Below are 19392 nucleotides of genomic sequence, written 5' to 3'. Positions count from 1 at the left end.
TCTGCGGGCCCGCGCAGACAGGAGACCTTCCCATGGCACGAGAACGGACAACGGGCACGCGGCGCCTGGCCGTCGCCCTGATCGCAACGGCCGCGGCGCTCGGCGCGCTGCTGCCGGCCACCGCCCAGGCCGCGCCCTCCGCACCGGACGCGCCCGCCACGGCACACGCCCCTGCCACCACCGTCGACGTGTGCGGCCGGGCAGCGCCCGGATTCGCGCGCTGCCTGGCCCAGGCCCGCACCGACGTGCACGGCGGCACCGGACTGCGCGGCCCGGCAGCCCGGCACGCGTCGGACGGCGACCTGCCCGACGGCCTGGGTCCGGCGGACCTGCGATCGGCCTACCGGCTGCCCGCCGACGGCGGGCAGGACCAGACCGTGGCGATCGTCGACGCCGGCGGCTACCCGGCCGCCGAGGCCGACCTGGCGGTCTACCGGGCCACCTACGGCCTGCCGCCTTGCACCACCGCCGACGGCTGCTTCCGGCAGGTCGGCCAGGACGGGCAGAGCACGGACCAACTCCCTGACGTGGGCTGGGGGATGGAGATCGCACTCGACCTCGACATGGTGTCCGCGGCCTGCCCGTCCTGCCGCATCCTGCTGGTCGGCGCCGACTCGGCCCTGGACGCCGACCTCGCCGCGTCGGTCGACACCGCCGTCGCCCTCGGCGCGACGGAGGTGTCCAACAGCTACGGCATCACCGAGTACCACGGCATCGCCGCGCACGCGGCCGACTACGCCCACCCCGGGGTCGCGATCCTCGCGTCGTCCGGCGACAGCGGTTACACCATCCCCAGCGCCCCCGCGGTCTACCCGAGCGTCATCGCCGTCGGCGGCACCTCCCTGACCCGGTCCGCCGACCCGCGCGGGTGGAGCGAGACCGCGTGGGCCCGCGCGGGCAGCGGGTGCTCGGCCTGGGTCGACAAACCCGCCTGGCAGACCGACGAGAACTGCCCCGGCCGGATGACCGCCGACGTCTCGGCCGTCGCCGACCCGCTGACCGGCCCGGCCGTGTACTACAGCGCACGGAGCGGCGGGGGAGGCGGCCACCTCGCGCCCGCCGCCCTCGACCCGGGCTGGACCATCGTGGGCGGCACCAGCGCCGCCTCGCCGTTCCTGGCCGGAGTGATCGGCCTGGCCGGCAACCCCGGCCGCTACCCGGACGCGTCGTACTTCTACGCGCACGCCGCGGACCTCAACGACGTGGTCGGCGGCGCCAACGGCCCGGACTGCGGCGGCGACTACCAGTGCAACGCCGTGCCGGGCTACGACGGCCCGACCGGCAACGGCACACCCCGGGGCATCACCGCCTTCTGACGCCCCGCACTTCGCCGGGCACTTGCGCCCGCGGCCCGCCCCGGCAGGAACCCCTGCCGGGGCGGGTCCACGAGGTGCCCCGCGCCGGGAGCGCCGGCCGGGGCCGAGCAGGCCGAAGCCGAGGCTGACCGGCACCCCTTCGGGCGGCGACGCGCCGGCCGGGATCCCGAGGACCCCGCCCACCACGTGGGCGGCCGCCACCGGATGCCGGGGACCGGCGAGCGGACCGGCACGGGCTCAGTCCAGGTAGGCCGCCAGTTCGGCGACGATCGCGTCGAACGCGTTGAGCATCAGGGACAGATGGCCCTCGCCCGGTTCGAGGTGGACGGAGGCGCCGGGGATGCGGCGGGCCAGCCAGCGGCCGTGGGCGAACGGCACCATCCGGTCCTCGCCGCCCTGCCACACCGACACCGGTGACTTGACCGCGTTCAGGTCGAAGCCCCAGTCGGTGACGAAGGCCAGGTCGTCGTCCCGCCACCCGGCCGCGCCGCCGGACACGGCCGCACGGAACAGGGCGGCGGTGTACTCGGCGAACTCGGCGGTGAGCGCGCGGCGGTCCACGTCGGACACCAGGTCGCCCAGCGCGGCGGCGACCTCACCGGCCCGCACCTCCGCAAGGCCTGGGACCTGGGTGTCCAGGTACGAGGTCAGCGGGCCCTCGCCGGCCGCGGCCGCCCCGAACTCCTCGACGTTCTCCGCGCCCATGCCGTCGAGCCAGTCGAGGCCCTCCGCGGCGCGGGGCGCGACGCCCGCCACCGACGTGGCGGCCGCGCAGCGGACGGGCAGCAGCGCCGCGCACGCCAGCGCGTGCGGCCCGCCGCCGGACCAGCCCGCGGTCACGAAACGGTCGGCGCCCAGGTCGTCCAGGACGGCGGTGACGTCGTCGGCCACCGCGGCGACCCGGCGGCCGGGCAACGGCGACGACCGGCCGTATCCGGGCCGGCTGTACACCACCATCCGCAGCCCGTGCCGCGCGGCGGCCTCGACCATCGGCGTGAAGAGCAGGGCCGCCGACGGGGTTCCGTTGTGCAGCACCAGCGGTGTCCCGTCCTCGGGGCCGGCCACCAGGTACTCCAGCGACCGCCCGTCGGCCAGGTGCAGGATCGTCATGGCCGCAACGTACGCCTCACCGGGGTCCCGCGGGCGCGGTTTCCACCGGAACGCCCCGAACGCCGCGACGCGCCGCCCGCCGCGTGCTCCGGCCGGGCGACGCGCGCCCGCCCCTAGGCGGAGGGGACCACGCAGAACTCGTTGCCGTCGGGGTCGGCCATGACCACCTGCGCGGTGTCGGCCGGGCCGCTGCCGAGGCGTGTCGCGCCGAGGGCCACGAGGCGGTCGACCTCCGCCTGCAGGTCCTCGCCGGCGGGCGGCGCGAGATCGAAGTGCAGCCGGTTCCTGCCGGTCTTGGCCGCCACGGGCGGCCCGCCCCAGGTGACCTTGGGGCCGCCGTGCGGGGAGCGGATCGCGGTCTCCTGGTCCTGGTCCCAGACCAGCGGCCAGTCCAGCGCCTTGCTCCAGAAGTAGCCGACCGCCTGAGAACCGTCGCAGGACAGCGCGCCGATGAACGGGCAGTCGGCGAGGAAGTTGTTGCCCGCCTCGATGACGCAGAACTCGTTGCCCTCCGGGTCGGCGAGCACCACGTGCCCCTCCTCCGGCTTCTGCCCGACGTCGATGTGCCGGCCGCCGAGGGCGAGCGCCCGTTCCACCGACTGCTGCTGCTCTTCGGGGGACTGGCTCGTCAGGTCGAAGTGGATCTGGTTCTGCCGGATCTTCGGCTCCTGGCTGGGCACGAAGCGGAGCCGGAACCCGGTGTCGTCGGCGGGCAGCAGTGCGAGGCCGCCGCGCGGATCCTCGACCGTCTCCCACCCGAGGAACCCGGCCCAGAAGCCGGCCACCCGGGCATGGTCGTTCGCATCGAAGCAGAGCGCGAGGAGGTCAGAGGTCATCCCGCTCCACACCTCCGATCCAGTGCTCGAAGCCGAGGGGACGCGCCATCACGCCCCCGGATGCCCGAGGTTAGGGCCGGCTCCGCCCGGGCCGCAAAGCATTTCCGCGGGCCGCCCGGTTCCGGTGAACCGGGCGGCCCGCGGGTGCGCCGGGCGCGCGAACGGGTCAGCCGAGGCTGTCGGCCATGGTGTTCACCAGCGTCCCCGAGGCGTCGTCGTTCTCCAGGGAGAAGGCGAACATGCCCGCCAGGTCCCTGGCCTTGGCGTACGCGGCGCGGGCCTGGATCGCCTGCGGGGTGTCACCGGTCCAGAAGTTGGTGCCGTCGTAGATCCAGGAGCTCTCCGTCACCGGGTCCCAGTGGGTGTTCGCCGCCGTGGGGGCCAGCTCCTTCCAGGCCGCGAGCCCGGCCTCCTGGCTGAGGGCCTTCGCCGGCGTCGGGCCGGTGGCGGCCTGGTACAGGCCGTAGTCCCCGCCGGCCGGCACGCCGGTCCAGCCACGCCAGTAGAACGGCACGCCGAGGACGAGCTTGGAGGCCGGGAATCCGCCGGGGATGCCGTAGGCGGGCAGGCCGGCGGTGTACGCGGTGACCGCGGTGTCGACGTTGTACTTCGCGTCGCCGGGCGTGATGGGGGCCGTCGGGTCGGCGGGGCTGTCGTGCAGCGGGTCCTGGTGGTTGGTGGGGCCGGTGGCGTCCCAGGAGCCGTGCATGTCGTACGTCATGACGTCGGCGTAGTCCAGGTAGGCGCCGATCTTGTCGGTCTCCAGGTAGGCGATCTTGTCCTGGCCGCTGGGCAGCGCCGCGGTCAGCAGGAAGTGCTTGCCGACGGTGGCGCCGTAGGCGTCGAGCTGGGTGCGGAACTCCTGGAGGAGCAGGGTGAAGTTCGCCTTGTCGGCGGCGGAGTAGTGGTTGCCGGTGTGCCCGCCGGGGGACCCGGGGTACTCCCAGTCGATGTCCACGCCGTCGAAGAGCCCGGCGGCGGACGCGGTCCCGCCGGACGGGTCGCCCTGCACGTTGGCCGGCAGGTTCCCCTTGAGGAACATGTCGATGCAGGAGGAGACGAACGCCTTGCGGGAGGCGTCGGTGGCCGCCGCGTCGGAGAAGTACTTGGAGTAGGTCCAGCCGCCGAGGGACACGGTCAGGCGCAGGTTGGGGTACTTGGCCTTGAGCGCGCGCAGCTGGTTGAAGTTGCCCTTCAGGGGCTGCTCGTAGACGTCCGCGGTGCCGTCGACGCTGTCGCCCGCGGCCACGTCGGCCTGGTAGTCGGCGTAGGCGTCGCCCGCGCCGTCACCGGCGTTCGGGTCGTCCTCGTTGCCGGCGTCGGACGCCTTGATCGCCTCGAAGCACTGGTGGGTGCTCGGGTGGACGTTCTCGAACGCGTAGGTCACCACGTCCAGCTTGGCGGCCGCCCCGGTGGCGCCGATCTGCTTGGGGTAGTAGGCGTTCTCGTAGATGCCCCACTGGTCGAAGTAGGCCGAGCGGAACGGGTGCGCGGCGGGTGCGGCCGAGGTCGTGGCGGTGACCGGGTCGGACAGCGTGGCCGACGCGTGCCCGGACCGGTCGTAGGCCTGGACGGCGAAGGTGTACGCGGTGCTCGGCAGCAGCGAGGTGACCGCGACCGTGGCCCCCATCGAGGTGGCCACGATCTGGCCGCCGGAGTACACCTTGTACGCGGCGACGTCGCCGTTCTGCGACTTGTCGGTGGACTTGGCCCAGCTGAGCACGACGGCGCCACCGGTCACCTTGGTCGCGGTCAGCCCGGTGGGCGTGGTGATCTTGCCGTCGCCGGTGGGCCCGCCCGGGGACGTCGGCGGCGTGGTGGGCGGGGTGGTCGGGGGAGTGGTGGGGGGCGTCGTCGGCGGGGTCGTGGGGGGAGTGGTCGGCGGGGTCGTGCCGCCGCCGTCAGGACCGGTGAGGCTGAGGTCGTCCGCGTGGTAGGCGCCCTGGCCGTACCAGCCGTGCGTGAACACCGTGACCGACGTGGTGCCCGCGCCGGTCTTGAACGTCGTGGACAGCTGCGTCCAGGACGTGGCGCTCGGTGCCCAGGTGCTGGCGTTGACGCCGGTTCCGGTGGCGCCCAGGTAGACGTAACTGCCCTGGACCCAACCCGCCAGCGTGTACGAGGTGTTGGGCTGCACGGCCACCGTCTGCTGGCACTGCGCGGTGTCGGAGGCGGTGGCGGTGCCCACCAGCGCGTAGGACCCGGAGTGCACGGGGGAACCCGCGACCGCACCGCTGCCGGCGCACGTCCAACTGCCGAGCGTCCCCGTCTCGAATCCGGGGTCGGCCAGGAGCTGGACGTCCGCGGCGGAGGCACGGCCGGGGGAGGCGGTCAGCGCGGCCGCGGCCGCGACGAGGGCTGCGGCCACGGTGAGCGCGCCGCCGCGCCGGGCGCGCCGGCCGCGCGCCGACGGACCGCGCGGTGCGGTGGCTCTGACTCTCGCTTCGCTCTCTGGCATGGCTGATCCTCCGGAGTGGGGTCCGACAGGGCATGGTCAGCGGGGTTCGGGCAGTGCCGCGGTACGGCAGATTGGACTGGACCAATAGGCCCCGTCAAGGCCGCGAACCCGATCCGGCGAAAGCTGGTGTAGACCAATTTCGCGGTTCCCGCCCATCCCGGCAGGGCTGACGACCTGTCCCGCCCTGGACCACGCGCGGCCCGCGCCAGGCTTCGCACCGTCGAACACGACGACACCGCCGGCCCCGGTCACCTCGCCTGGATCCCCTGCCGGGACACGGCGGGCAAGTCCCTCTTCCCTCCGGCCCCCATCGCCGCCCTGACATCCCCCCGCGCCCCGCTCGACGCCGCCCACTCGCTCCTCCCGCTCATGGACGACACCACCTACGCGTGGATCCGAGACCCGACACCGTCAGGTGGTGCTGCGGAGGTTGAGGGCGACGACGCCGGCGACGACCAGGGCGATGCCGACCCACTGGATGCGGCCCAGGGTCTCGCCGAAGGCGGTGTAGCCGATGATGGCCACCGCGACCGTGCCGGCGCCGGACCAGACGGCGTAGGCCAGGGAGACCGGGATGTGCTTCAGGGCCCAGCCGAGGAGGACGAAGGACAGGATGTAGCCGATGGTGACGCCGACCGTCGGCAGGAGCCTGCTGAAGCCGTGGGTGAGCTTGAGGCAGGTGGTCGCGGCGACCTCGGCGGCGATGGCGAGGGCCAGCAGCAGGTACGGCATCGGTCGGCTCCTCCTGAGCATGGGGCGTCCCGCGGCGGCGCCCGGGCCCCTGTCCGGGGCCGGCTCACGCTCGGCAGCGGAAGATCGGCGCCACCGACCCTACCCACGGCGAGGCACCCGGCTTCCACCGGCCGCGACGCCGCGCGGATGGCGCCCCGCCGCCTCCCGCCGGCACCCGGAGAAGCACCGCGGACCGTCCCCCACCGCCGAGCGGGGGACGGCGTCAACTGCCGCCGTCCCGCGGGCCGGTTCCGCCACCCGGGTACTCCGTTGCGGAAACAGCGATGAGTTCCGGGCGGACCGGGTGTCGTTAGGGGGAGAGGAAGGAGAACCACCATGACGATTCAGGGTTCCGCGCGGCAACCCGTCACCGAACTCGACGCCCGCTACAGCTCCGCGCTCAATCCGCGGCCGGGTGCCGACAAGGTCACCGCCACCGAGTGGTCCGAGGCCCTGCGGCTGCTGGACGCCGCCGAGATCTTCTGGCTGTCCACGGTGCGGGACGACGGCCGGCTGCACGTCACCCCCGTGATCGCCGCCCAGCACGACGGGGTGCTGTACTTCTCCACCGGCCCGACGGAGCAGAAGGCGAAGAACCTGGCCCATGACGCGCACTGCGCCCTGACCACCGGGCGGAACTCCCTCACCGAGGGCATGGACGTCATCGTCGAGGGCCGGGCCGAGAAGGTGGCCGATCCGGCCGTCCTGGAGAACATGATCGCCGCCTACGAGGCGAAGTACGGGCCGCACATCACCTCGTCCGAGGGCACCTTCCACGGCATCAGCGACGGGATCCGCCAGGGCGGCGTCGCGGTGTTCGCGCTGGCGCCGGCGACCGCGTACGGGTTCGGTCGCGAGCAGGGCGTCTACTCCCACACCCGGTGGACCTTCTAAAAGTCACGCCGCGCGCACCTCCCCGCGTGAGGCTCCGAGCGCACCAAAGGCGGGGTGGGACGAGCATCACGCTCGTCCCACCCCGCCTCGCGGTCCGGACCGGTGACCGATCCGGCCGTGGTGCTACTTCTTGTTCTTGCCGCCGCCGTACCGGCGCTGGAAGCGCTCCACACGGCCGGCGGTGTCCACCACGCGCTGGCTGCCCGTGTAGAACGGGTGGCTCGCGGAGGAGATCTCGACGTCGATCACCGGGTAGGTGTTGCCGTCCTCCCAGTCGACGGTCCGCTCACTGGTGAGGGTGGACCGGGTGAGGAAGGCGAAGTCGCCGGCCCGGTCCCGGAAGACGACCGGGTGGTAGTCGGGGTGGATTCCGGACTTCATAACGGTCAGCGCTCCTCTCGGAACTCTACGTGCCGCCCGGCACGGGGGTCGTACTTACGCAGGGTAAGACGATCCGGGTCGTTGCGGCGGCTCTTGCGGGTCGCATAGGTGTACCCGGTCCCTGCCGTGGACCGGAGCTGGATGATCGGGCGGATGTCGTTGCGTGCCATGTCCTCAGCAACAAGACGACTCTGGTTTTCATTTCCACGCTGATATGAGGTGGGTCACATTTCTCCGGCTCCGCCGGTGACCGGCGCCGTGCCCGGCCGCCGGGGCGCCACCACGCGCCGCGGCGGCCGCAGCTCGGACTCGCCCCACGCCGTCACGGTGACCTCGTCGCCGACGCGGACCCGCCCGGGGCGCACGACCGCGAGCTTCGTGCCGAAGGCGACCCCGCCGTCGGCGGCCCGCCGGTAGCCGGCGAGCGTACGCAGCGGCTCGGGCCCGGCCTTCGCCCCGGACTCCTGCGCGACCAGCGTCACCGCGCAGCGGATGGCGAGCTTCGCGTACGCGGCCTCGGCGCTGCCGACGCTGATCGCGTGCGCCCGGTCCTCGGTGTGCGGCTCGTCCCAGCCGTCGACCACGAGGTTGGGGCGGAAGCGGTTCATCGGCAGCGGCGGCGCTCCGCGCTCGGCCAGCTTCCGGTTGAGCAGGTCCAGGCTGGCGCGGGACAGGACGTGCAGCGCGCAGCTGTCGGCGTAACCGGAGGTTCCGGGGATCCTGCCGTCGGTCACCCGGTCGTGCTCCGGCGGCACGCGCACGAGGCGGCTGGGCGCGCCGAGCAGCTCGGAGAACCAGGCGGCCGCCTCGTCGCCCTGGTCGATGCCCTGGAAGCCCGCGCCGAACAGGTCGACCGGGCGCCGGGTGCCCGCGGTGTCCACGGCGATCTCCAGCTCCCCGGCGCCCGGCGCGCGCAGGGCGAGCCGCGCACCGTCCTCGCCGACGCCGGGCCGGACCACGGCCAGCCGGGGATCGCGGCGCTGGGTGCGGAAGACCCCCTCGTCGCTGACGACCATGAAACAGCGGTCGTGCGCCAGACCGGCCGGTGTCACCGGCGAGGTGCGCAGCGCCACTCCGGCGCACCCCTTGACGGGATAGGTCACCAACTCGACGACGTGGGCCATGCCCTCCCTCTCTCCTCGGGCGTGCGGGCTGTCAACTCCGCGTATCCTCGCGCCCCTCGGGCACCCGGCCCGCACCGGGCCGCCGCGGCGGCTTCATGTGCCGCAGGAGCGCGGTGACGGCGGGGTGGACCTCGCCGCGGGGGTGGACGATGCGGATCGCCCAGGCGGGGGCCTGCGCGGCGAACGGCCGCACCGGCAGTTCGGGGAAACGGGCGGCCACCGAAGGGGGCAGGACGCACACGCCGAGTCCGTGGCGGACCAGGTCGGCGGCGGCCAGCAGGTCGTTGACCTCCAGGGTGACGGTGCGGGCGAGGGACGCGGCGCGGAACGCGCGGTCCACCGCGTGCCGGATCGCCCAGCCCGGGGAGAAGTCCACCAGGGGCATGGCGGCGACCTCCGCGAGCGTCACCGGGACCGCGGGGCCCGCCAGGCCCGAGTCCGTGCCCGGCGCCGAGGCCAGGACCATCTCCTCGCGGGAGAACAACCGGGTGGTGAGGCTGCGCGGCAGGGGCGTGTCGAGCGCCGCCACGGCCACGTCCACGGCGCCGTCGCGCAGGGCCTGCGGCAGCTCGCCGGCCGGTGCCTGGCGCAGCCGGACCACGACGCCCGGGTGCTCGCGGTGGAACTCCGCCAGCGCCTCGGCGAGACCGGTGTAGAGCCCCTGCATCACGCCGATGGTGATCTCGCCGCGCAGCTCGCCCTGGGCGAGTGCGACCGCGGCCCGCGCCTCCTCGGCCGCGCGCAGCGCCGCACGCGCCGCCGGCAGGAAGGCCCGGCCGGCGGGCGTCGGCGACACGTGATGGGTGGTGCGCAGGAACAGCGGCGCGCCCAGCTCGCGCTCCAGGCTGCGGACCGTCCCCGAGACCGCCGACTGCACGACGTGCAGCCGCCGGGCCGCGGCGCTGAAGCCGCCCTCCTCGGCGACCGCGACGACGACCTCCATCTGGCGCAGGTCCATGGCCATCCTCCCGGGTCTCCCGACGGCGACGGCCGCTCCCGCCTCAGTTTCCGCGGCCGCCTCGTCGGCTATCTCCGCTGCAGATAACCATCATCTCGGATCATCTCTTCCGGGAGGGAAACAACGGCTCCGGCCGCCTGTTGGCATGCATGGCGGCGGCCGGGCGGCCCGCCCGGTGCCACCGCCGACGGAGTCCACCGTCAAGGATCGGAGTGCTGTGATGCCGCTGACCTCGTCCGCGGGAACGCCGACGCGCACGGACCGCGCGGCCGGGAAGGCCGCCGCCGCGCGCGGGCCCGCCCTCAGGGACGCCACCGCCCCGGAAGCCACCTCCCGGCGACCCGCCCTCCACGACGGCCGCACGCCCGGGCAACCGCCCACCGCACGCCGGTACGGCGCCGGGTTCTGGACGATCGCCGGAGTGTTCGTGACGGCCATGGCGTTCTCCACCGTGCCCACGCCCCTGTACCCGCTCTACCAGGCCCATGACGGCTTCTCGACGTTCACGATCACCGTCGTGTTCGCCGCCTACGCCGTCGGCGTGCTGATCAGCCTGCTGTTCGGCGGACACGTCTCGGACTGGCTCGGCCGCAAGAAGGTGCTGGCGTCGGCGCTGGGGCTGGAGCTGCTGGCCGCCGCGCTGTTCCTGTCCGCGCCGTCCCTTCCCGTCCTGCTCGCCGCCCGGGTCGTCACCGGTCTCGGCGTCGGCCTGCTCACCGCGACCGCCACCGCCTACCTCCACGAGCTGCACCGGGCCGGCCGGCCCGGCGCCCCGACACGGCGGTTCGACATCGTCTCGACCGCGGCCAACATCGGCGGCCTGGGCCTCGGCCCCCTCGCGGCGGGGCTGCTCGCCCAGTTCCTGGGGGCGCCGCTGCGCCTTCCCTACGCCGTCTTCGTCGTCCTGCTGCTGGCCGGCGCGGCCGCCGTCGCGCTGACCCCGGAGACCGTGCGCAGGCCCGCGGTCAGGCCCGCCTACCGTCCGCAGCGGATCGGGGCCGGGCGCGGCGACCGCGGGCAACTGGCCGCCGCCGCGGCCGGGTTCACCTCGATGGCCGTGTTCGGCCTGTTCACCTCGGTGGTGCCCGGCTTCGTCGGCGGGACCCTGCACCACCCGTCCAGGGCGCTGGCGGGACTCGTCGTGTTCGCCGTCTTCGGGGCCGCCGCGGCGGCCCAGATCGGTACCGGCCGGCTGGGCGCGCGCGCCCGCTGGTACGTCGGGCTGCTGGCCCAGGCCGCGGGGATGGCCGTGCTCGCCGCCGGCGTGCACCTGGCCAGCCTGCCGGTGTTCCTGGTCGCGGGGATCCTCGCCGGCGCCGGCGCCGGGGTGCTGTTCAAGTCCGCCGTCGGCTTCGTGGCGGAGACCGCCGCCCCGGAGCGGCGCGGCGAGGCCCTCGCCGGCCTGTTCCTCGCCTCCTACCTGGGGCTGGCGCTGCTGCCCGTCGGCCTGGGCGCCGCCAGCCTGGTCATGAGCCTCACCAGCGCCGCGACCTGGTTCACCGCCGTGGTCCTCGCCCTCCTCGCGACGGTCGCCGCCGGCACCCGCCACGACGGCCCCGGCGCGTCCCGGCACTCGGCCTGACCCCCGGTGGAGGGCGTGCGGGACGGCCCCGCAAAGGAGCCCGGGTCCAGGCCGCGGCGACACGCCGTGGCCTGGACCCGGGCCGGGCGAGGGCACCGGCCCGGCGCCCCGAGCGCGCCGGACCGGTGCCGCCGCGTCAGCGGCGGCCGAGCAACTCGACTTCGGACAGTGCCAGTTGGTGTCCCGTGGTTGGCGCGTCGAGGTCGATCCGCACATACCGGTACGTGCCGTCCGCGTGCTGCGGGGTGAACGCCCGCGTCTGCTGCCGCCAGGTGAACTCCTCGCCGCTCCGGCTGTCGACCTGCGTCCAGTGCGTGGCGTCGTCGGACACGCTGACCGTCCAGGACGCCGGGTCGCCGCCGGACTGCGCGGCGCTGGTGAGGGTGTACTGGTCGACGTGCTGCGGCTGGTCGAAGCGGTAGGTGACCGATGCCGGTCCCGCCGGGAACGTCACCGCGGTCGTCGACGTGTCGTCGAACAGCGCCGCCGGGTCGGTCCCACCCCCGGCGGTCGCCGTCCCGCCGCCCGAACCGGCCAGGTCCTTCGGCGGGTTCGGCGCCTGCGTCCCGTCGGTCAGCGACGGCGGCGCGTCCGACGCCCTCGTGCCCCACGAGGACGGCCGCGGCCCCATCGTGAAGTCGATGTGGCCGCCCTGGGCCAGATCCGCGTGCTGGACGTAGGTGCGGTCCGAGCTCTTGCCGTTGATCCGCAGCGACTGCACGTAGATGTTGCGGTCGGAGTTGCCCGCCGCGCTGATCGTCAACGGTTTGCCGCCGATCGGGCTGATGGTCGCCCGGTCGTACAGCGGCGACCCGATGGCCCACGTCGGCGACCCCGTCTGGAGCGGGTAGAAGCCGAGGGCGTTGTCGATGTAGAACGCCGACATCGAGCCGTTGTCCTCGTCGCCCGGGTAGCCCTGCCCGATCGTGCTGCCGGTGAACAGCCGGCTCTCCGCGTCGCGGACGTGCTCCGCCGCCTTCGCCGGCTGGCCAACGTAGTCGTACATGTACGGGACGTGCATCGACGGCTGGTCGTTGAACGCCCACTGCCCGATGCGGTCGTCACGGGACTCGAACATCTCGTGGTACGGGCCGAGCCAGCTGCCGCCGAACTGGGCGGTCTCCGGGGTGGAGAAGAACGCGTCGAGCTTGTCCGCCAGTCCGGACCGGCCGCCGTACAGGGCCGCCAGACCGTTGCCGTCCTCGGGCGCCGCGAAGGCGTACGTCCAGCCGTCGCCCTCGGTGTAGTCGGTGGCGTTCCAGTTCCGAGGGTCGTACGAGGACGCCTTCTGCTCGAAGGTGCCGTCGGCGTTGCGCGGCTGGAAGAAGCCGACGGACGGGTCGAACAGCTCGACGTAGTGCTGCGCGCGGTCCTTGAAGTACGTGTAGTTGTCGAGGTATTCGCGCTTGTGCGGGTCGTCGGCCTTCGCCGTCCGGTACATCTGCAGCGACATCTGGGAGATGCCGTAGTCGGCCAGGTAGTCCTCCAGCGACACCGACGCGCTCGAACCGCTGGTCTGCGGGGTGTACCCGAGGAACGTCGAGTGCTCCACGTCGGGCCGGCCGGTGATGCCGGACGACGGCGTCGTCGCGTCCTTGACCGCGGCCTCGTAGGCGCTGCGCACGTCGAAGTTGGTCACCCCGCGCAGATAGGCGTCCGCGATGGCCGCGTCGGAGTTGGTGCCGCTGAAGCCCAGGTAGCCGGGCGCCGTCCACTGGCCGATCCAGCCGCCGTCCCGGTACTGCTGCACGAAGCCGTCGATCATCTCGCCGGTCAGCTTCGGGTACAGCAGCGAGTCCAGCGCCCACGACGTCCGATAGGTGTCCCAGAAGCCCTCGTTGGCGTACGGCTTGCCCTCCTTGACCGCGGAGCCGGTGGTCGTGGACGTCGCCTGGCCGGTGCCGGGGGAGTAGGGGCTGGCGTACTTGTAGACCGGCGCCGCGGCGGAGCCGGTGTTCTCGAACAGCTCGTTCGGGTACAGGTTCAGCCGGTACAGGCTCGAGTACAGGCTGACCAGCTGGTCCTGGCTGGCGCCGCTGACCTTGATGACGCCCAGCGCGGTGTCCCACGCCTTCTGCGCGGCCGCGTGTACCTGGTCGAACCCGGCACTGCCGACCTCGAGTTCGAGGTTGTGCTTCGCCTGGTCGAGGCTGATCGCCGAGGTGGCGATGCGCATCGTCAACTGCCGGTCGGCGCCGAGGTCGAAGCCCGCGTACCCGCTGACCTTCGAACCCCCGCCGCCGGGCAGTGTGCCGCTGCCGTTCATCGGACGGTCGAAGACCGCGTACACGAACATCCGCGGCGCGCCCCAGAAACCGGACACGTCGGTGTAGCCGCTGACCACCCCGGTCGTGCGGTCGATCGTCAGCCCGCCGTTGTCGTTGATGTTGTCGAAGATCAGGCTGCCGTCCTTCGACGGGAAGGTGAAGCGCATGACCGCGGCGTGGTCGGTCGGCGTCATCTCGGCGCGCAGCCCGTTGTCGAACGTCACGCCGTAGTAGTCCGCCCTGGCCGTCTCGTTGGCGTGGCTGAACGGCAGCGCGCGGGTCGCGCGGTCCGCGGTGGCCGGGGCCGCCGAGGTGGACGGCATCACCTGGAACGTCTGGTGGTCCTGGACCCAGATGCTGGGCTCGTGGCTGAGCGACAGCGCCTGCAACTCCGGCTCGTTGGCGGCGTCGTTGCCGCGCGAGTACGCGTAGAGGGTCCCGGTGCTACCCGCGTCGGTGACTGGCGTCCAGAAGTCGAAACCGTGCGGCAGGGCGGTGGCCGGCACGTCGTTGCCGCGCGAGTAGTCACCGGAGGAGTTGGTGCCGCGCGTGGTGATCACGCACGTCGACGGGCGCGCGCAGTCGTCGCTCGGCGGGGCCGTCGCCACCTGGATGTCGTCGAGCCAGCCGGAGAAGTGCGCGGGCCCGCCGGGGTTGTCGTAGCCGACCAGGATCCGGGTGATCGTCTTGCCGGCCGCGACCTTGCCGATGTCGGCGAGGACCTGGTTCCACTGGTCGGTCTGCAGCACCTTCGCCTCGCCCTGGCCGCGCGGGCTCAGCGCCTTGCCGTACTGGTCGGTCGCCCCCAGGTCGCTCAGGTAGGTGCCGTCGCTGAACGCCAGGTCCACCGAGGCGAACGAACTCGGGTACCCCAAGTCCTTGCCGGTGGACTCGGGGAAGATGTCGTACGACAGCTGCGTGTCGTGCTTCACCGGCAGCGACACCTGGTAGATCCGGTCGCGCGCGGTGCCGTGGCCGGCGAGCTGCCAGCCCGCGTACCGCAGCGCGTGGGTGCCGGTGAAGCCGGCGTGCGTCTTCGCGGTCGGGCTGGACGCCGGGCCGTCGCCGACCGAGGCCGTCATCCCCTGATCCCCCGACGGCGCCGCGGCGAGAACCAGTTCACCCAGCTGCGTGTGCCCGTCGCCCTGGTTCGCCGAGATCGCCAGCCGGTAGCGGCTGTACGACCCCGGATGCCGCACGGTGAACAGCCGGGTCTGCGAGCGCTGCCCGAAGGTCTGGCCACTCTCGGTGTCGAGCGTCTGCCAGTTCTGCCCGTCGGCCGAGCCCTGCAGCGTCCACGCCTTGGGGTCGCGCTCGGGCCAGTCGGACGCCGAACTCATCGCGTACGTCGTGACCTCGGCGGCGGACTTCAGCGTGAGCGTCAGGTCCGGCGACGAGCCGGCGGCCTGCCACGAGGTGCCCAGGTCGCCGTCGGTGGCGCGGGAGGCGGCGTGGTCCGGCGGCACCTCGTCGCTGGCGGCCACACCGGTCACGTCGGCCATCACCGAACCGGGCAGCCCGGCACCCGAGTCGGGGTAGACCCCGGAGACCGCGGGCCCGCCGCCCTGGCCGGTGTCCGCGGTGTCCTGCCAGTCCGGCGCCGGACCCGCCGGCTCGAACGACGTCGTGAAGGCGCCGCGCGCGGGCGAGCCCGGCGCGGGCTGCGCGAGCGCGCCCTGTGCCGGAAGCACGGACAGCACGGCGCCGGCCAGCGCTGCCACGGTGACGGAAATCGGCATTCTGGTACGGCGTTTCACGCCAGGGCGCCGATGCGCGGGCACGTCCACGGCCAGGCTCCTCGTTCTGCTCGACAACGTTGTCATCCTGTGATGAGACCCGGGCCACGAACTCGCGGAAGGCGCGCCGCGGCGGCGGGCATGGGGAGACGCCACCTCCGCCGAGCCGGATGAATCGGTTCAACGAAGCGGCGGGGGCCAGTCTTGCGACCCCTTTGACGGCGTGTCAACGGTCGCGGCACGGCTCGCACACGCGGTGGCCGGCGGGGCGGCCCCTGACGTCGTGCGGGTTCGACTCCCGCGGACGCGGGGCCCGTCGGGCGTCGTTGCGGCCCAACCGGCCTGTCCCCGCTGCCCGGAGCGCGCTGCCCTGCGGCGGCAGGGGCACGCACCGCTTCCGCAGCGGGACGACCGATCGCAGCTCCAGCCTGCCCTCGATCCACCGGCGAACCTTGCCGGACCTCGGGAGTCCCGGCGGGCGTCGGGACGTTCACCGTTCAGGCCGCGTGGGGCGCAGCCTCCCCGGACGGGACGCTAACGTGATCGGGCATGTGGACGGACGACTGGCTTGCCGACACCCGCGCCTCCTACGACACGGTCGCGGCCGACTACGCGGACCTGGTGCGCGAGGCGATCGCCCGTGAGCACTACATCCGCGCGGCGCTCGCGCTCTTCGCCGAGAGCGTCCGGGACGCGGGCGGCGGCCCTGTCGCGGACATCGGCTGCGGCCCCGGGCACGTCACGGCCCACTTGAACGCCCTCGGGCTCGACGCCTTCGGGATCGACCTCTCTCCGGGAATGATCGACGTGGCCCGGCGCGACCACCCCGGCCTCCGGTTCGAGGTGGGCTCGATGACCGACCTGCACCTGCCCGATGCCTCGGTGGCCGGGCTGGTGGCGTGGCAGTCCCTGATCCATGTCCCCGACGGTGAGGTGTCGCGTGCGCTGGCGCACTTCCACCGGGTGCTGCGGCCCGGTGGGCCGCTGCAGCTGCTCTTTCACGTCGGCGACGCCTCACGCTTGAAGACCGAGGGGTACGGCGGTCACCCGATGAGGGTTCATGTACACCGGCGCCGGCCGGAGCTTGTGAGCGCGTGGCTGCGGGAGGTGGGGTTCGAGGTTGAGGCGCAGATGCTTCTCGGGGTGGACGAGGGGGCTTCCCAGGCCGTTCTCTTCGCCCGGCGAGCCTGAACGTTCCAGGGTGCTCCGGGTTCACGTGGTGGCCGCACTTGCCTCTCTAGGTTGGCTTGCCGTCTGCCGCGCCGTCGTGGCTGGTCGCGCAGTTCCCCGCGCCCCTGCGGGGCCCGTTCTGCCCCCTGGGGGTGCGTTGCCGTCTGCCGCGCCGTCGTGGCTGGTCGCGCAGTTCCCCGCGCCCCTGGGGGCGTGCCGCACGGTTGTGGGGTCGGGGGCCGTCCGGACGGGTCTCCTCGGAACTGTGCGTGCGGCCCCTTCCTTTGGGTGGGCCGGGGGGATGCACAGTTCCTGCGGGGACCCCTCCTCCCCACCCCCTCCCGAGGTCTCGTCGGCCGCGGGCAGGCCGGTGGGGGTCGAGGTGCAGACGCTCGCCGAGGCGTGACGTTCTACGGCCGGAAGTAGTCCGCCATCAGGTCGCTGACCCATTGCGGCTGTTGGACGTCGACGGCCTGGAACTCCCTCATCGTCGGCTTCAGGTCGATGACGGGGGTGCCGGAGAGGGCGTCGAGGCCCACGACTGTCAGTTCGCGGCCGCGGACGGACTCGATGGCACAGCTCGTCACCCCGATGCGGTTCGGCCGGCGCGGGCCGCGGTCGGCGAAGACGCCGACAGGCGGGAGGTCGGAACGACCGCGGTAGGGGCGGGGCTCGCGGTAGTCGTCGCGCTCCGGGAGCTGGTCGAAGACGAAGAGCACGTCCACATGGGAGAAGCCTTCCAGCCCCTGGAGGCACGCCTCGCCGAAACGCTCGTCGACGGTGATCGTGCTGCGGACGGCTCCCCAGTTGTCCGTGTTCTGGACGTCCGTCCGCTCGTTCCTGACCGTCCCTATCGGTGTGACCTCGAAGCTAGGCATGGCTCGGTTCTATCCCGTCGCCCCGCGCCATGCCCAGCCCATTCCTCCTGCAGACGGGGGCCGGCCCGGGAGGGGACGGTGCGGGAGTGTCCCCGCAGGAACTGTGCACACACCCGGCCCACCCCACGAAAGTACCCGCACGCACAGTTCCGAGGAGACACTCCCGTGGCGGCCCCGACCCCACCCACCGAAGGTGCACCGACAGGGGCGCGAGGTCCCCCAGCGCTTCGCCTGGGAGGTACCCCCAGCGCGACAAGCCACAACGAGACCAGCAGACGGCCACGCGCAGCGCGAGGCACCCCCGGACCCCGGGGCACCCCGGATGCGGAGCGGCCAGAACGAGATGTGCGGGCGGCCACGCGCAGCGCGAGGCACCCCGGGCCGGCAGGCGAAGGCCGCACCGTTTCCGGGCGAAGGCGCGTCAGCGCGAAGCGGCGGAGAGGATGACGTCGACGAGACGATCCGCCGCGTCCGGACGACCGTGAGCCCGAGCCCGCCCGGCCATGGCGGCCCGCAGCCCCGGGTCGGTGAGGAGGGGCCCCGCCGCCCGCACGAGCGCGTCGGGGGTGACGTCACCGCCGAGCGTCACCGCCGCCCCCGCATCCGCCAGGTGCTGCGCGTTGTGGGCCTGCTCGTTGCCGGCCGACGTGGCGAGCGGGATGAACACGGCCGGCTTGCCGAGAGCGGTGAGCTCCGCGAGGGTGCCCGCGCCGCTGCGGGAGATGACGACGTCGGCGAGCGCGAGGACGTCGGGCAGTTCGGCGCTGACGAAGCCGGTCAGGTGGTAGCGGGCGGCCAGCGCCGGGTGCAGCGCGGCGGCCGCGTGCCGGAGCCGGTCGACGTTGGCCGGCCCGGCCTGGTGGACGACGTTCGCCCGTTCCAGGAGCCAGGGCAGCACAGCCTGGACGAGGTCGTTGATCTGCTGCGAGCCCTGGGCGCCGCCGGTGACGTACACCGTGGGCAGCCGGCGGTCGAAGGCGTGCAGGCCGAGGCCCTGGACGGCCTTGTCGGGGTGGCCGGCCAGCACCTCGGGCCGGACCGGGTTGCCCGTGACCACCGCGATGCCCCGGACCGACTCCGGCAGCAGCGGCAGCGACGACTCCGAGGAGACCGCGATCCGCGTTGCCGAGCCGGCGAGCCTGCGGTTGGCGAGCCCCAGGCGGACGGTCTGCTCGTGCAGCACCAGCGGGACCCCGCGCATCTTCGCGGCCATGCCGCCGGGCACGGCCACGTACCCTCCGGTGGCCAGCATCACGTCCGGCTGGAAGTCCGCGACGACCTTCCGGGCCTGGACCACCCCGAGCGGCACCCGTGCCATGTCCCGCATGTTCGCCGGGGACACCATCTTCAGCGGGTTCGCCGAGCGGCGGATCTTGCCGGTGGCGACGGTGGTGAACGCGATGCCCTCGGCCGGCGCGACGCGGGCCTCCAGGCCGTCGGGCGTGCCGATCCACAGGACGTCCAGGGCTCCGCCCTGAGCCGCCAGGCGGCCCTGCAGCGTTCGGATCGCGGTCAGCGCGGGATAGGTGTGGCCGCCGGTACCGCCACCGGTGACGATCAGGCGGAACGGGCGCGGCGTCGTGGGAGCATTCATCACCCGGCGCACCCTACTGCCTTCCGCGGTCCGGCTGCCTCCCGGCGGCCATGGACGGCGGGGAACGGCAATCCGTCGCCTGGCCCCGCCGTCGGCTGCCGTGTCCGCCCCAGGTCTGACGCACGCTCAGTCCCTGTCCGGCCTGCGAGAACGCCGCCATGGGCACGGCCGCGCCCGGCGGCGGCGGAACCCGAGGGTCCGCGGCCGGCCGGGTGCCGGTGGTGTTCCGAGAACGTTCCGGCGGCTCAGCTTCCCGCCCCCGCCCGGGTCTTGACGCCGCCGGAATCGGCAACCAGCATGGTGCGCATTCGAAGCTGACAACGTTGTCACATCGTCGCTGGTGAGCCCGCGGGTCC

15 protein-coding genes are annotated in these 19392 nt (G+C 73.4%); 4 read left to right on the top strand and 11 right to left on the bottom strand.

The annotated features are described in order from the left end of the window. Window positions 1-32 precede the first annotated feature (32 nt). On the top strand, window positions 33-1316 hold the full coding sequence (locus ACH4TG_RS12600; protein ID WP_398242203.1) for a S8 family serine peptidase: 1284 nt from the start codon (window positions 33-35) through the stop codon (window positions 1314-1316). Between the two features lie 237 nt (window positions 1317-1553). On the opposite strand, the gene ACH4TG_RS12595 is transcribed toward ACH4TG_RS12600, so the two are convergent. From ACH4TG_RS12595 to ACH4TG_RS12580, 4 genes are all read right to left on the bottom strand, one after another. Beyond that, the gene (locus ACH4TG_RS12595) at window positions 1554-2426 is read right to left on the bottom strand and encodes an alpha/beta fold hydrolase (protein ID WP_398242202.1); all 873 of its coding nucleotides are present in this window, start codon (window positions 2424-2426) and stop codon (window positions 1554-1556) included. Between the two features lie 113 nt (window positions 2427-2539). Then, on the bottom strand, window positions 2540-3262 hold the full coding sequence (locus tag ACH4TG_RS12590) for a VOC family protein (RefSeq protein WP_398242201.1): 723 nt from the start codon (window positions 3260-3262) through the stop codon (window positions 2540-2542). 166 nt (window positions 3263-3428) lie between these two features. Beyond that, complete coding sequence (locus ACH4TG_RS12585) at window positions 3429-5720, bottom strand: glycosyl hydrolase family 18 protein (protein WP_398242200.1); 2292 nt, start codon at window positions 5718-5720, stop codon at window positions 3429-3431. A 411-nt stretch (window positions 5721-6131) separates the two neighbouring features. Continuing rightward, window positions 6132-6473 carry a DMT family transporter gene (locus ACH4TG_RS12580; protein WP_398242199.1) on the bottom strand — a complete coding sequence of 114 codons (342 nt, stop codon included), beginning with the start codon at window positions 6471-6473 and terminating at the stop codon, window positions 6132-6134. 315 nt (window positions 6474-6788) lie between these two features. On the opposite strand from ACH4TG_RS12580, the gene ACH4TG_RS12575 reads away from it, so the two are divergent. Beyond that, a complete protein-coding gene (locus ACH4TG_RS12575) occupies window positions 6789-7346 on the top strand; it encodes a pyridoxamine 5'-phosphate oxidase family protein (protein WP_398242198.1) in 558 nt (185 codons plus the stop codon). 123 nt (window positions 7347-7469) lie between these two features. Here ACH4TG_RS12575 and ACH4TG_RS12570 read toward each other — a convergent pair whose 3' ends face one another. The 4 genes from ACH4TG_RS12570 to ACH4TG_RS12555 are packed head-to-tail and all read right to left on the bottom strand — an operon-like array spanning window position 7470 to window position 9809. Further along, the gene (locus tag ACH4TG_RS12570; RefSeq protein ID WP_398242197.1) at window positions 7470-7727 is read right to left on the bottom strand and encodes a type B 50S ribosomal protein L31; all 258 of its coding nucleotides are present in this window, start codon (window positions 7725-7727) and stop codon (window positions 7470-7472) included. A 5-nt stretch (window positions 7728-7732) separates the two neighbouring features. Continuing rightward, window positions 7733-7897 (bottom strand): 50S ribosomal protein L33, encoded by a 165-nt coding sequence (gene rpmG, locus ACH4TG_RS12565; RefSeq protein ID WP_398242196.1) that lies wholly within the window; start codon window positions 7895-7897, stop codon window positions 7733-7735. A 54-nt stretch (window positions 7898-7951) separates the two neighbouring features. Continuing rightward, window positions 7952-8851, bottom strand: a complete 900-nt coding sequence (locus ACH4TG_RS12560; RefSeq protein ID WP_398242195.1) for an MOSC domain-containing protein — start codon at window positions 8849-8851, stop codon at window positions 7952-7954. A 31-nt stretch (window positions 8852-8882) separates the two neighbouring features. Continuing rightward, window positions 8883-9809, bottom strand: coding sequence for a LysR family transcriptional regulator (locus ACH4TG_RS12555; RefSeq protein ID WP_398242194.1), 927 nt, complete (start codon window positions 9807-9809; stop codon window positions 8883-8885). 220 nt (window positions 9810-10029) lie between these two features. Here ACH4TG_RS12555 and ACH4TG_RS12550 point away from each other — a divergent pair, with 220 nt between their 5' ends. Further along, entirely contained in the window at window positions 10030-11391 is a 1362-nt protein-coding gene (locus ACH4TG_RS12550) for an MFS transporter (protein WP_398242193.1), read from the top strand. A gap of 136 nt (window positions 11392-11527) precedes the next feature. Here the strand turns inward: ACH4TG_RS12550 and ACH4TG_RS12545 are convergent, their stop codons facing one another. Next, window positions 11528-15397 (bottom strand): GH92 family glycosyl hydrolase, encoded by a 3870-nt coding sequence (locus ACH4TG_RS12545; protein ID WP_398242192.1) that lies wholly within the window; start codon window positions 15395-15397, stop codon window positions 11528-11530. A 546-nt stretch (window positions 15398-15943) separates the two neighbouring features. Between ACH4TG_RS12545 and ACH4TG_RS12540 the strand changes: the two genes are divergently transcribed. Continuing rightward, a complete protein-coding gene (locus ACH4TG_RS12540) occupies window positions 15944-16585 on the top strand; it encodes a methyltransferase domain-containing protein (RefSeq protein WP_398242191.1) in 642 nt (213 codons plus the stop codon). A 389-nt stretch (window positions 16586-16974) separates the two neighbouring features. Here the strand turns inward: ACH4TG_RS12540 and ACH4TG_RS12535 are convergent, their stop codons facing one another. Next, window positions 16975-17442 (bottom strand): SAM-dependent methyltransferase, encoded by a 468-nt coding sequence (locus ACH4TG_RS12535; RefSeq protein WP_398242190.1) that lies wholly within the window; start codon window positions 17440-17442, stop codon window positions 16975-16977. Between the two features lie 421 nt (window positions 17443-17863). Continuing rightward, a complete protein-coding gene (locus ACH4TG_RS12530; protein ID WP_398242189.1) occupies window positions 17864-19036 on the bottom strand; it encodes a UDP-N-acetylglucosamine--N-acetylmuramyl-(pentapeptide) pyrophosphoryl-undecaprenol N-acetylglucosamine transferase in 1173 nt (390 codons plus the stop codon). Between the last annotated feature and the right edge of the window lie 356 nt (window positions 19037-19392).

Origin of the sequence: Streptomyces sp. NPDC020917, from assembly GCF_044333795.1 — a bacterium.
Classification (GTDB): Bacteria; Actinomycetota; Actinomycetes; order Streptomycetales; family Streptomycetaceae; genus Actinacidiphila.
The sequence above is the reverse complement of the archived record's forward strand: the minus strand, read 5'-3'. Positions and strand labels throughout refer to the sequence as shown.